Here is a 13,457-nt window from a genome sequence, read left to right on the forward strand (position 1 = left end):
TCAGCGAACCTCGACCACGGCGCCCTGCAACCGCTGCAAGGCATCGGTTACCGGCTGCGGCAATAATTGGCGCAGGCAGTTGTAGTGACCGAAACGGCAGGTACGGTCAAAGCACGGGCTACAATCCAGGCCCAGGCGCACCACTTCGACCTTGTCGGCCAAGGGCGGGGTAAACCCTGGGGAGGTGGAGCCGTACACCGCCACCAGCGGGCGGTTCAGCGCTGCCGCCACATGCATCAGGCCGGAGTCGTTGGACACCACCGAGTCGGCGCAGGACAGCAGGTCGATAGCCTCGGCCAGGGACGTGTCGCCACTGAGGTTCGTCGCTTCCTCTCGCAGGCCCGGAATCAGGCGCTGGCGAATATCTTCACCGACCGAATGATCGTTCTTCGAACCAAACAGCCACACCTGCCAGCCTTCGCGGATCTTGGTCTCGGCAACCTTGGCGTAATGCTCCGACGGCCAGCGCTTGGACTCGCCAAACTCGGCGCCTGGGCACAAGGCCAACACCGGCCGATCCAGAGCCAGGCCGAACTTGGCCAGCGCCGCATCGCGGGTGACGGGGTCGATCTGCAGGCTGGGGCGCGGATAGGGCTTGGGCAACTCGGCGCCCGGCTCATACGCCAGAGCCATGAAACGCTCAATCATCAGCGGGTAGCGGGCTTTATCCAGGGTGCGCACGTCATTGAGCAACACATAGCGAAACTCGCCGCGCCAGCCGGTGCGCTTGGGGATGCCGGCGAAATACGGCACCAGCGCCGACTTGAGCGAGTTGGGCAACAGGATCGCCTGGTCGTACTGGCCGGCCATGGACTTGCCGATGCGCCGACGGGTCGCCAGTTCCAGTGCGCCGTGGCCGAGCGGAAAGCTCAAGGCCTTGCGCACCTCGGGCATGCGCTCCAGGATCGGCCGGCTCCACTCAGGGGCGAGCACGTCGATCTGGCAGTCTGGATAGCGCTGCCGCAGGCACTGGAACAGTGTCTGTGCCATCACCATGTCACCGACCCAACTGGGCCCAACGATCAGAATATTCATGTAGTTTCCACAAACGATGCGGGGAGGCTTATGCCTCCCCGCCCTAATAGTGTTTCAGCTCAAGCCCAACGCCTGCCAGATTCGCATCACCTGGCGCCGCTCGTCTGCAAATTGATCCCCGGCGACCGTGCCGGCCTCATTCTGCAAGGCCTGGCGGTGCGCGGCGGACCGGTAGGCCTTATACACCTCACGTAACAAATGGGCATCGGCGGCGGGCATCAGCCCAACCTGCTCCAGGCCCTCCAGAATGCGAATATTATCGGTGTAGCGCAGCAACGATGGATGGTGCGCAGACCACGCCAAAGCCGCGTATTGCACCATAAATTCAATATCGACGATACCTCCGGCGTCCTGCTTGAGATCGAACACCGCCGCAGCCTCGAAGGCATTGGCGCCCCGGCCGGCCGCCGTGGCCCGGGTACCGAGGTTATCGCGCATCTTGGCACGCATCTCACTGACCTCCTGGCGCAGCTTGGCCAAGTCCCGTTCACGTCCCAACACTTTAGCGCGTACCTGCTCGAATGCCTGGCCCACATCCTGGCTGCCGACCAGCACCCGCGCGCGTATCAGGGCCTGATGTTCCCAGGTCCAGGCTTCATTTTGTTGATAGCGGTCGAATGCGCCCAGAGAACTCACCAGCAGGCCGGATGCACCGGAAGGCCGCAGGCGCATGTCCACTTCATAGAGCTGGCCCGAGTTGGTCTGGGTGGTCAGCAGGTGAATGATCCGCTGGCCCAGGCGCGTAAAGAACTGCGCGCCGTCAATCGGCTTGGCGCCATCGGTCTCGGCCTGGGGGTCGCCATCGTGGATAAACACCAGGTCCAGGTCCGAACCATGCCCCAGTTCGATGCCGCCGACTTTCCCATAACCGACAATGATGAACCCAGGATCGCACAGGGTACCGTCCAGGCGCTGCGGCGCGCCGTGGCGGGCGACAGTCTGGCGCCAGGCCAGGGCCAGCACTTGTTCAAGAATCGCCTCGGCCAGCCAGGTGAGGTAGTCGCTGACTTTCATCAACGGCAGGCTGCCGGCGATTTCCGAGGCGGCCACCCGCAAGCGGTGCGCCAGCTTGAAATGCCGCAGGGCTTCCATCTGCTGCTCAAGGTCATCTTCGGGAATGCGCGTAAGGCGTTCGCGCAGCTCGGCGGCCAGTTCCGGCGCCAGCGGCGGCTTGAACAGACGGCCTTCGTTGAGCAACTCATCCAGCAACAATGGGAAACGGGTGATCTGCTCGGCGATCCACGGGCTGGCGGCGCACAGGGTCAGCAGGCGACGCAGGGCGTCGGGGTTTTCCGTGAGCAACACCAGATAAGCCGAACGCCGGGCGACCGCTTCCACCAGCGGCAACACACGCTCCAGCACCAGGTCAGGGTTGGCGTGCTCGACGGCCTGGGCCAGCAGGCGCGGGATAAACGCGTCCAAGCGTTCACGCCCCAGGCGCTGCATGGCACGCAATTGCGGGCTACCGCGCAGGCCGGCCAGGGCCTTGAGGGCCTTGGGCGCATCGGTGAAACCACCTTCGGCCAGTTGGCGGCAAGCGGCGTCTTCATCCTGGGACTCTTCCCACAGCGGCAACCATTCGCCACCGACGACCAGCTCGCTTTCTTCGCCTTCCTCTTCATCCGGGTCGGCAATCACTTGGCGGAAGTGCCAGTCCACACGACCACGCCAGTACATCAGGCGTTCGTGGAACGCGGCCCAATCGCTGAAACCCAGCATAAAGGCGATACGCGCCTGGTCTTCGGGGCTATCAGGGAGCATTTGCGTCTGGCGATCGGCGATCGCCTGGATCGCGTGTTCGGTGTAGCGCAGGAATTCGTAGCCATTGCGCAACTCGGTGACCACCGCCGGCGGCAGGTAACCCTGGCCTTCCAGGGTGCCCAGCACGTTCAGCAACGGACGCTGTTGCAGGCTGAGGTCGCGACCACCGTGGATCAACTGGAACGCCTGGGCGATAAATTCCACCTCGCGGATGCCGCCCGCACCCAGCTTGATATTGTCGGCCATGCCCTTGCGCCGCACTTCCTGCTGAATCAACTGCTTCATGGTGCGCAGCGCTTCGATGGCGGAGAAGTCCAGGTAGCGGCGGTAGACGAACGGCCGCAGCATATCCAGCAACTGCGCGCCCGCCACCTGATCGCCGGCCACCACCCGCGCCTTGATCATCGCGTAGCGTTCCCAGTCCCGGCCCTGATCCTGATAGTACTGCTCCAGCGCGTTGAAGCTGAGCACCAAGGCGCCGGACGAGCCGTAGGGACGCAAGCGCATGTCCACGCGAAAGACAAAGCCGTCGACGGTCATCGGGTCGAGGGCCTTGATCAATTTCTGACCAAGGCGGATGAAAAACTCCTGATTATCCAGGGAGCGTTTCACACCCACCGTTTCGCCACCTTCAGGGTAGGCAAAAATCAGGTCGATATCCGACGACAGGTTCAATTCCACCGCACCGAGCTTGCCCATGCCGAGGATAACCATGTGCTGGGCTTCACCGCTGCGTCGCCCGGTGGGCGTGCCGAACTGGGCGCAGTGGCGCTGGTACAACCATTGGTAGGCCTGGTCGATGCTGGCATCGGCCATGTCAGAGAGATCGCGACAGGTTTGCACCAGGTCAGCCTGGCGAGTCAGGTCGCGCCAGATGATGCGTACTTGCTGGCGCGTGCGCTGGCGGCGCAGCACACGGCCCAGTTCATCTTCTGTTTCGGCTTGTTGCACTGCACCAGCAATCTGGCTGCACAGCTCACCGGGCGCAAAGCCGCGGTCCAGCTCGCCCCAGGCCACCAGTTCGAGCAACATCAAAGGGTCACGAACACTCTGTTCAATGACAAAATCACTGGCTGCGCACACGCGGGCGAAGTCGGCCCACCGTTGCGGCGTCCACGCAGAAAGGCCATGATCGTCATCCAGCGCGGCCACTGCGTCACGAAATGACTGCTCGGCCCGGCTGGCGTAAGGCAGGAGAATGGCCGGTAGTTCGGCCAGCGTGGGAAGGCTCATGGTCTATCCTTGATCGGCGCGTAAATGACCTGCGGCTGTGAACGCAAGAACCACCCTCGGTGATGGACTGTCGAACAAAGGTTATAAATAGCTGAAATTAAATCAATCTTGGCAGACAGCATTAAACTTTCACCTTTTCTTGTTCGCAAAAGATCAACAATAACGATTATGCTCACCAGCCAGACCGAGCCATACGCTCAGTCTTGTGTAGTTTTACTACTCGTATATACATTCGAAAGGCTGAAATGGCCGACGATTTGTAGTAAAACTACAGGACGCCGAAGCAACCTTCGGCCATCCAAGAATTTATGTCGTCTGCCCACAAGGCCAGTCGCAAACTTCAGGCAACCGATTCTGGTAGCCTTTCCGCCCTGGAGCAAGCCATGCAAGACCTCGATCCCGTCGAAACCCAGGAATGGCTGGACGCCCTGGAATCGGTTCTCGACAAAGAAGGCGAAGACCGTGCTCACTACCTGATGACCCGTATGGGCGAACTCGCGACCCGCAGCGGCTCGCAACTGCCCTACGCCATCACCACGCCATACCGCAACACCATCCCCGTTACCCACGAAGCACGCATGCCTGGCGACCTGTTCATGGAACGCCGCATTCGCTCGCTGGTACGTTGGAACGCCATGGCGATGGTAATGCGCACGAACTTGAAAGATTCTGACCTGGGCGGTCACATCTCCAGCTTCGCTTCCAGCGCAACCCTGTATGACATCGGCTTTAACTACTTCTTCCAGGCCCCGACCGACGAACACGGCGGCGACCTGATCTACTTCCAGGGCCACACCTCGCCAGGCGTCTACGCCCGTGCGTTCATGGAAGGTCGCATCAGCGAAGAACAAATGAACAACTTCCGCCAGGAAGTCGACGGTCAGGGCCTGTCGTCCTACCCGCACCCTTGGCTGATGCCTGATTTCTGGCAGTTCCCAACCGTTTCCATGGGCCTGGGCCCGATCCAGGCGATCTACCAGGCACGCTTCATGAAGTACCTGGAAGCCCGCGGCTTCATCCCCGAAGGCAAGCAGAAAGTCTGGTGCTTCCTGGGTGACGGCGAGTGCGACGAGCCGGAATCCCTGGGGGCCATCTCCCTGGCCGGCCGCGAGAAGCTCGACAACCTGATCTTCGTCATCAACTGCAACCTGCAGCGCCTTGACGGCCCGGTTCGCGGCAACGGCAAGATCATCCAGGAACTCGAAGGCGTGTTCCGTGGCGCCCACTGGAACGTGACCAAGGTCATCTGGGGCCGCTTCTGGGACCCACTGCTGGCCAAGGACGTCGACGGTATCCTGCAACGTCGCATGGACGAAGTCATCGACGGCGAGTACCAGAACTACAAGGCTAAAGACGGCGCGTTCGTTCGCGAGCACTTCTTCAACACGCCTGAACTCAAGGCGATGGTTGCCGACCTGTCCGACGACGAGATCTGGAAGCTCAACCGTGGCGGCCACGACCCGTACAAGGTCTATGCGGCGTATCACCAGGCGGTCAACCACAAAGAACAACCCACCGTCATCCTGGCCAAGACCATCAAGGGTTATGGCACCGGTGCCGGCGAAGCGAAGAACACCGCGCACAACACCAAGAAAGTCGATGTCGACAGCTTGAAGTTGTTCCGCGACCGCTTCGACATCCCGGTCAAGGACGAAGAGCTGGAGAACCTGCCGTTCTTCAAGCCTGAGCCAAACAGCGCCGAAGCCCGCTACCTGAGCGAGCGTCGCAGTGCACTGGGCGGTTTCGTGCCACAGCGCCGCGCCAACAGCTTCAGCGTACCGACACCGGACCTGAGCACCCTCAAGGCCATCCTTGACGGCTCGGGCGATCGTGAGATCTCCACCACCATGGCCTTCGTGCGCATCCTTGCGCAACTGGTCAAGGACAAGGAAATCGGCCCGCGCATCGTGCCGATCATCCCGGACGAAGCCCGTACCTTCGGTATGGAAGGCATGTTCCGCCAGTTGGGCATCTACTCTTCCGTCGGCCAGCTCTACGAGCCAGTCGATAAAGACCAGGTGATGTTCTACAAGGAAGACAAGAAGGGCCAGATCCTCGAAGAAGGCATCAACGAAGCGGGCGCCATGAGCTCCTTCATCGCTGCCGGTACTTCGTACTCCAGCCACAACCAGCCGATGCTGCCGTTCTACATCTTCTACTCGATGTTCGGCTTCCAGCGTATCGGCGACCTGGCTTGGGCAGCAGGCGACAGCCGTACCCGTGGTTTCCTGATCGGCGGCACCGCCGGCCGCACCACGCTGAACGGCGAAGGCCTGCAACACGAAGACGGTCATAGCCACATCCTGGCTGCCACCATCCCGAACTGCCGCACCTTTGATCCAACCTACGGCTACGAGCTGGCGGTGATCATCCAGGACGGCATGAAGAAGATGACCGAAGAGCAGCAGGACGTTTTCTACTACATCACCGTGATGAACGAGTCCTACCAGCAGCCTGCCATGCCGGCCGGCGTGGAAGAAGGCATCATCAAGGGCATGTACCTGCTCGAAGAAGACACCAAGGAAGCGGCGCACCACGTGCAACTGATGGGCTCCGGCACCATCCTGCGCGAAGTGCGTGAAGCGGCCAAGATCCTGCGTGACGAGTTCAACGTCGGCGCCGACGTGTGGAGCGTGACCAGCTTCAACGAACTGCGTCGCGACGGCCTGGCCGTAGAGCGCAGCAACCGCCTGCACCCTGGCCAGAAGCCTGCGCTGAGCTACGTCGAAGAGTGCCTGGCCGGCCGTAAGGGTCCGGTTATCGCCTCCACCGACTACATGAAACTGTTTGCTGAACAAATTCGCCAGTGGGTCCCGTCCAAGGAATTCAAAGTCCTGGGCACCGATGGTTTCGGCCGCAGTGACAGCCGCAAGAAGCTGCGTCACTTCTTCGAAGTCGACCGTCACTTCGTGGTGTTGGCAGCCCTGGAAGCCTTGGCTGACCGTGGTGAGATCGAACCCAAGGTGGTGGCTGACGCCATCGTCAAGTTCGGGATCAACCCGGAAAAACGCAACCCACTGGACTGCTGAGGAGATTTTTTGTGAGCGAACTCATTCGCGTACCTGACATCGGCAGCGGTGAAGGTGAAGTAATCGAGCTGTTTGTGAAGGTCGGCGACACCGTCGAAGCCGACCAGAGCATCCTGACCCTGGAATCGGACAAGGCGAGCATGGAAATCCCTGCTCCCAAGGCCGGCGTGGTCAAGAGCCTGAAAGTGAAGCTGGGCGACCGCCTGAAAGAAGGCGACGAACTGCTGGAGCTGGAAATCGAAGGCGCTGCTGATGCAGCCCCTGCGGCGGCGGCTCCTGCTGCCGCTGCTGCCCCAGCACCCGCTGAAAAGCCAGCCGAAGCGCCTGCCGCTGCGGCTGCTGAACCTGCCGCCGCCACCGTTCAAGATATCCACGTCCCGGACATCGGTTCGTCGGGCAAGGCCAAGATCATCGAGTTGCTGGTCAAGGTCGGCGATACCGTCGAAGCCGACCAGTCGCTGATCACCCTGGAGTCCGACAAGGCCTCCATGGAGATCCCTTCGCCGGCTGCCGGCGTGGTGGAAAGCATCGCGGTCAAGCTGGAAGACGAAGTCGGCACTGGCGACTTCATCCTCAAGCTGAAAGTACAAGGTGCTGCCCCGGCAGCCGCTCCAGCACCAGCGGCTGCTCCGGCTGCCAAGGCTGAAGCCGCTCCGGCCGCTGCTGCCCCAGCACCTGCTGCGAAAGCCGAGGCCGCACCCGCCCCTGCTGCTGCTGCCGCACCTGCGCCAAGCGGTGCCAAGGTGCATGCTGGCCCTGCCGTGCGTCAACTGGCCCGTGAGTTCGGCGTTGAGCTCAATGCTGTGTCGGCCACGGGTCCTCACGGTCGCGTGCTGAAAGAAGACGTGCAGGTCTACGTCAAGGCCATGATGCAAAAAGCCAAGGAAGCGCCGGCTGCCGGTGGCGCTACCGGTGGTTCGGGCATTCCGCCGATCCGTACCGTGGACTTCAGCCGCTTTGGCGAAATCGAAGAAGTGCCGATGACCCGCCTGATGCAAATCGGCGCGGCCGGCCTGCACGCGAGCTGGCTGAACATCCCGCACGTGACCCAGTTCGACCAGGCCGACATCACCGACCTGGAAGCTTTCCGCGTTGCGCAGAAAGCCGTGGCCGAAAAGGCCGGCGTGAAACTGACTGTGCTGCCACTGCTGCTCAAGGCGTGCGCGCACCTGCTCAAGGAACTGCCGGACTTCAACGCCTCGCTGGCGCCAAGTGGCAAGGCGATCATCCGCAAGAAATACGTGCACATCGGTTTCGCGGTCGACACCCCGGATGGCCTGCTGGTGCCGGTCATCAAGAACGTTGACCAGAAGAGCCTGCTGCAACTCGCTGCCGAAGCCGCTGCACTGGCTGCAAAGGCCCGCGACAAGAAGCTCACCCCGGACGACATGCAGGGCGCCTGCTTCACCATCTCCAGCCTCGGTCACATTGGCGGCACTGGCTTCACGCCAATCGTCAACGCGCCGGAAGTGGCGATCCTGGGTGTTTCCAAGGCCACCATCCAGCCTGTGTGGGACGGCAAAGCGTTCCAGCCGAAGCTGATGCTGCCACTGTCGCTGTCCTACGATCACCGTGTGATCAACGGCGCCGCGGCGGCGCGCTTCACCCAGCGCCTGAGCCAGTTGCTGAACGACATCCGCACCATCCTGCTGTAAGCCGCAGGGCCTTCCTTTCACCGGGAAGGCCCCTGCCGCACCGATTTCCGAGCGCCACGCTCGTACCTCAACCCCGCCGCTTGGCGGGGCTTTTTTTGCGCGCTCGGTGTACGTACAGGACAGGTTTGTACACCTTCTGTCACTTCGATTGCAGAAATCCTTCGCGCGGCCGATAACCGCCTTATAGCACTTAGCCTTCATCCTCTCTTGTCAGTGCGTGCCGCATGATGCAACCTTGCCGCAGGCGACAGTAAAGAGGGCGTGAGCCGGGCGCCACGCGCATTTTCCCAAGCGAGTTTCCCCATGAAAAGCCAACCCGATGTCGCCCGTATGGCGGCCGAGGTAGTGACGCAATTACCGGTGCCTTCGCGCCTCGGTATGCTGCGTTTCGAGCGGCTTAATGAGGCAAGCTGGGCCCTGCTGTACCTCGATCCCAATTGCGAGCGCCAGTTTGGCCTGCCCGCGGTGGAGCTCTGTGCCCTGATCGGCACGCCCTACGCCAGCCTGATGGAGCCCCAGGCCCGCTATCAGCTGCACGACGCGATCCAGCAGCAACTGACCCACAGCCCCCATTACCTGGTGCGCTACACCCTGCACACCCATGACGGCCCGATGAGCCTGCTGGAAATGGGCGAGGCCTACAAACAACACAACCGCCATCTGCTGCGCGGCTACCTGATGGTGGTCGACGGGCTGTTCGGTGATACCACCGCGCCCGCCCCGACCGCCGACCTGGAAAACCAGAACAGCCGCCTGCAGATCGCCCTGGAACTCAACCAGCGTGCCCAGCAAGAACAGCTGCAACACCTGGAGCGGGTACGCGCCCAGCAGGAGTTGATCCTGCTGCTGGCCCGCCAGCGCTACACCACGCCCAATTCGCTGCAAGAAGCCGCCGAGCTGATTACCCGCAGCGCCTGCGACATCTACCAGATCGATTGCGCCAGCATCTGGAACCTGGAAGGTCAGCGCCTGGTGCCGATCTCGGCGTACCACCGTGCCGACCAGCAGCACCGCCTGCCCGACACCATCGACGCCAGTGGTTTCCCGGATTACCTGGAAGCCCTGCACTCTAGCCGTGCCATCGACGCCACTCATGCCCTGCGCGACCCGCGCACCCGGGAAATGGCCGAAAGCCTGCGCGCCAAAGATATTCACGCGATGCTCGACGCCAGCATTCGGGTCGACGGCCAGGTAGTCGGCGTGCTGTGCCTGGAACAAAGCGGCAGCTCGCGGGCGTGGCAGTCCGATGAGATCGCGTTTGCCGGCGAGTTGGCGGACCAGTTCGCCCAGGTGATCAACAATCACAACCGCCGCACTGCCACCAGCGCCCTGCACCTGTTCCAGCGTGCAGTGGAACAAAGCGCCAACGCCTTTCTGCTGGTCAACTGCGACGGCGTGGTGGAGTACGTCAACCCCAGCTTCACCGCGATCACCCAGTACAGCGCCGAAGAAGTCCACGGCCATCGCCTGGCCCAACTACCGGCCCTGGAAAATCTCAGCGAATTGCTGTTCGACGCGCCGTCGGCCTTGGCCAAAAGCAACAGCTGGCAGGGTGAGTTCAAGAGCCGGCGCAAGAACCTGGAACCCTACTGGGGCCAACTGTCGATTTCCAAGGTGTACGGCGACAACCGCGAGCTGACCCACTACATCGGCATCTACGAAGACATCACCCAGACCAAGCTGGCGCAACAGCGCATCGAACGCTTGGCCTACACCGACAACCTGACCAACCTGGGCAACCGCCCGGCGTTTATCCGCAACCTCGATGAGCGCTTCGCCCGCGACAGCGACAGCCCGATCAGCCTGCTGCTGGTGGATATCGACAACTTCAAGCGCATCAACGACAGCCTCGGCCACCAGACCGGCGACAAGTTGCTGATCAGCCTGGCCCGCCGTCTGCGCAACAGCTTGAGCAGCGGCGGCAGCCTGGCACGCTTTGCCAGTAACGAATTTGCCGTACTGCTGGACGACGCCGACCTGGAGACTGGCCAACAGGTGGCCTGCCAGTTGCTGGCCACCCTCGACAAGCCGATGTTCGTCGACAACCAGCTGATCAGCGTCACCGGTTCCGTAGGCCTGGCCTGCGCGCCGCTGCATGGCCGCGACCCGCAGACCCTGATGCGCAACGCCGGGCTGGCCCTGCACAAGGCCAAGGCCAACGGCAAGCACCAGGTGCAGGTATTTACCGAAGCCTTGAACGCCGAGGCCAGCTACAAGCTGTTCGTGGAAAACAACCTGCGCCGCGCCCTGACCCAGAACGAGCTGGACGTGTTCTACCAGCCCAAGCTGTGCCTGCGCAGCGGTCGCCTGCTGGGCATGGAGGCGCTGCTGCGCTGGAACCACCCGGAAAAGGGCATGATCCGCCCCGACCAGTTCATCAGCGTGGCCGAAGAGACCGGGTTGATCATCCCCATCGGCAAATGGATCGCCCGCCAGGCCTGTCGCATGAGCCGACAGTTGAGCGCTGCAGGCATGGGCAATCTGCAGGTGGCGATCAATCTGTCGCCCAAGCAGTTTTCCGACCCGGACCTGGTGGCCTCGATCGCCACGATCCTCAAGGAAGAACAACTGCCGGCCAACCTGCTGGAGCTGGAGCTGACCGAAGGCTTGCTGCTGGAGGCCACCGAAGACACGCGCTTGCAACTTGACCAGCTCAAGAACTTCGGCCTGACCCTGGCCATGGATGACTTTGGCACCGGGTACTCGTCGCTGAGCTACTTGAAAAAATTCCCCATCGACATCATTAAGATTGATCGCAGCTTTATCCACGAAATCCCGGATAACCAGGACGACATGGAGATCACCTCGGCGGTGATCGCCATGGCCCACAACCTCAAGCTCAAGGTGGTGGCCGAAGGCATCGAGACTGCCGAGCAATTGGCGTTCCTGCGCCGGCATCGCTGCGATGTGGGCCAGGGCTACCTGTTCGACCGGCCGATCCCCGGTGCAGAGCTGCTGGAGAAGCTTAAACGCTATCCCCGCGGGCCAATCGCCTGACAGCGCTGTAACACTCGGGCACACTGGCTGTCTGACAATTTACTGCTACTCAACCTGACGAGAGGACTGATCATGGTCTTGCGCTCGGAAATTCTGGTGAACAAAAACGTGCTGCCTACTCAAGAACAAGCTTTGCCTGGCCGTGAAACCCCAATGGCGCTGCCAGAGACCCACTTCGTCAACGGCAACCCGCTGCTGGGCCCGTTCATTGATGACGTCGGCTTTGCAATCTTCGGCCTGGGGTGTTTCTGGGGTGCGGAACGTAAATTCTGGGAACGCGACGGCGTGGTCAGCACAGTGGTCGGCTATGCCGGCGGCTTCACGCCGAACCCGACCTACGAAGAAGTCTGCTCTGGCCTGACCGGCCACAGCGAAGTGGTGCTGGTGGTGTATGACCAGGCCAAGGTCAAGTATGAAGACCTGTTGAAGATGTTCTGGGAACTGCATAACCCGACCCAGGGCATGCGCCAGGGCAATGACATCGGCAGCCAGTACCGTTCGGTGATTTATGCCACCACGCCAGAGCAATTGGCGGCGGCGAAAGCGAGCGCCGAGGCTTATCAAGCCGAATTGACCAAAGCCGGCGTGGGTACTATTACCACTGAAATCGACGAAGCACCGACGGTGTACTTTGCCGAAGCGTACCACCAGCAGTACCTGGCGAAGAACCCGCAGGGTTACTGCGGAATCGGCGGCACTGGCGTGATCTGCCCGATCTAAGGTCACCATAAATCGAAAATGTGGGAGGGGGCTTGCTCCCGATTGCTGAGTGCCAGCCATTACAGCTGTAACTGACACTCCGCTATCGGGAGCAAGCCCCCTCCCACATTTGGTTCTGTGTTTGGTTTGGGAACAGTTATTCGGCGATGAGCCAATCCATCTGCCACCCACCCTGGGTCTGGCCAAGCTTCTTGGACAGCCACGGCAGCAGCTCACGCAACTCCTCTTCCAAACCCCACGGCGGGTTGGCAATCGCCAGGCCCGAGCCGGTCAGGGTGTTGGGGGTGTCCAGGGGATGCACCAGCAACTCCACCCGCAGCAACTTCGGCGCACCGGTGCCGGCCAGGTCCTGGTAGAAGCGGCGCAACATGCGCTGGTCCTTCACCGGGTACCAGATCGCCGCGACCGTCTGGCGCATACGGCTGACCGCTTCCTTGAGGGACGCCGCGCAACGCTGCATTTCATCAAGCTGTTCAAACGGCGGGTCGATCAGCATCAGCGCGCGCTTTTCCGGCACTGGCAGCATGGCGCGTGGCACGTGCCAGCCTTCGCCCAGGTGCACTTTGACGCGGCGATCACCCTTCATGTTGTCCTTGAGCAGCACGCCGTCTTCCGGGTGCTTTTCGTTAAGCAGCACGCGGTCCTGTGGCCGCGTCAGGCGTCGGGCCAGCTCCGGCGAGCCCGGGTAATAGCGCAACTGGCCATCCGGGTTCATCTCGTGCAGCACGCGCATGTAGTCAGCGGTGAGCGGCGGCAGGTCGCTTGCTCCCCACAGGCGGGCGATGCCCTCCAGGTATTCACCCGTGCGGTTGGCCTGGTCGCCCTGCAGGTCGTACAGGCCAATGCCAGCGTGGGTGTCGAGGTAGGCGAACGGCTGCTCCTTGCGCGACATCAGGGCGATGAGGCGGGTCAAGGTCAGGTGTTTGAAGACATCGGCGTGGTTGCCGGCGTGAAAGGCGTGACGATAATTCATGGTTGCTCCTGCGCAGGGGGCGAAGTTTACCTTCTGCGCGAGCAAAGGTGCAGA

7 protein-coding genes are annotated in these 13,457 nt (G+C 61.7%); 4 read left to right on the plus strand and 3 right to left on the minus strand.

The window, feature by feature from the left end:
- A complete protein-coding gene (gene waaF, locus ASD70_RS18670) occupies positions 1–1,035 on the minus strand; it encodes a lipopolysaccharide heptosyltransferase II (protein WP_056847129.1) in 1,035 nt (344 codons plus the stop codon).
- Positions 1,036–1,089: 54 nt separating this feature from the next.
- Complete coding sequence (gene glnE, locus ASD70_RS18675) at positions 1,090–4,029, minus strand: bifunctional [glutamate--ammonia ligase]-adenylyl-L-tyrosine phosphorylase/[glutamate--ammonia-ligase] adenylyltransferase (protein ID WP_056847130.1); 2,940 nt, start codon at positions 4,027–4,029, stop codon at positions 1,090–1,092.
- Between the two features lie 383 nt (positions 4,030–4,412).
- On the opposite strand from glnE, the gene aceE reads away from it, so the two are divergent.
- From aceE to msrA, 4 genes are all read left to right on the plus strand, one after another.
- On the plus strand, positions 4,413–7,058 hold the full coding sequence (gene aceE / locus ASD70_RS18680) for a pyruvate dehydrogenase (acetyl-transferring), homodimeric type (RefSeq protein ID WP_046070602.1): 2,646 nt from the start codon (positions 4,413–4,415) through the stop codon (positions 7,056–7,058).
- An 11-nt stretch (positions 7,059–7,069) separates the two neighbouring features.
- Positions 7,070–8,713, plus strand: coding sequence for a dihydrolipoyllysine-residue acetyltransferase (gene aceF / locus ASD70_RS18685; protein ID WP_056847131.1), 1,644 nt, complete (start codon positions 7,070–7,072; stop codon positions 8,711–8,713).
- A gap of 303 nt (positions 8,714–9,016) precedes the next feature.
- On the plus strand, positions 9,017–11,710 hold the full coding sequence (locus tag ASD70_RS18690) for a putative bifunctional diguanylate cyclase/phosphodiesterase (RefSeq protein ID WP_046070600.1): 2,694 nt from the start codon (positions 9,017–9,019) through the stop codon (positions 11,708–11,710).
- A gap of 72 nt (positions 11,711–11,782) precedes the next feature.
- Entirely contained in the window at positions 11,783–12,430 is a 648-nt protein-coding gene (gene msrA, locus ASD70_RS18695; protein WP_046070599.1) for a peptide-methionine (S)-S-oxide reductase MsrA, read from the plus strand.
- Between the two features lie 136 nt (positions 12,431–12,566).
- Here msrA and ASD70_RS18700 read toward each other — a convergent pair whose 3' ends face one another.
- A complete protein-coding gene (locus ASD70_RS18700; RefSeq protein ID WP_046070598.1) occupies positions 12,567–13,403 on the minus strand; it encodes a 23S rRNA (adenine(2030)-N(6))-methyltransferase RlmJ in 837 nt (278 codons plus the stop codon).
- Between the last annotated feature and the right edge of the window lie 54 nt (positions 13,404–13,457).

The organism is Pseudomonas sp. Root569 (assembly GCF_001427465.1).
Lineage (GTDB): Bacteria > Pseudomonadota > Gammaproteobacteria > Pseudomonadales > Pseudomonadaceae > Aquipseudomonas > Aquipseudomonas synxantha.

Coding starts and splice junctions, on each gene's coding strand:
- ASD70_RS18700 (WP_046070598.1), bottom strand. CDS start 13,403: ATGAATTATCGTCACGCCTTTCACGCCGGCAACCACGCCGATGTCTTC.
- ASD70_RS18690 (WP_046070600.1), top strand. CDS start 9,017: ATGAAAAGCCAACCCGATGTCGCCCGTATGGCGGCCGAGGTAGTGACG.
- glnE (WP_056847130.1), bottom strand. CDS start 4,029: ATGAGCCTTCCCACGCTGGCCGAACTACCGGCCATTCTCCTGCCTTAC.
- waaF (WP_056847129.1), bottom strand. CDS start 1,035: ATGAATATTCTGATCGTTGGGCCCAGTTGGGTCGGTGACATGGTGATG.
- aceE (WP_046070602.1), top strand. CDS start 4,413: ATGCAAGACCTCGATCCCGTCGAAACCCAGGAATGGCTGGACGCCCTG.
- msrA (WP_046070599.1), top strand. CDS start 11,783: ATGGTCTTGCGCTCGGAAATTCTGGTGAACAAAAACGTGCTGCCTACT.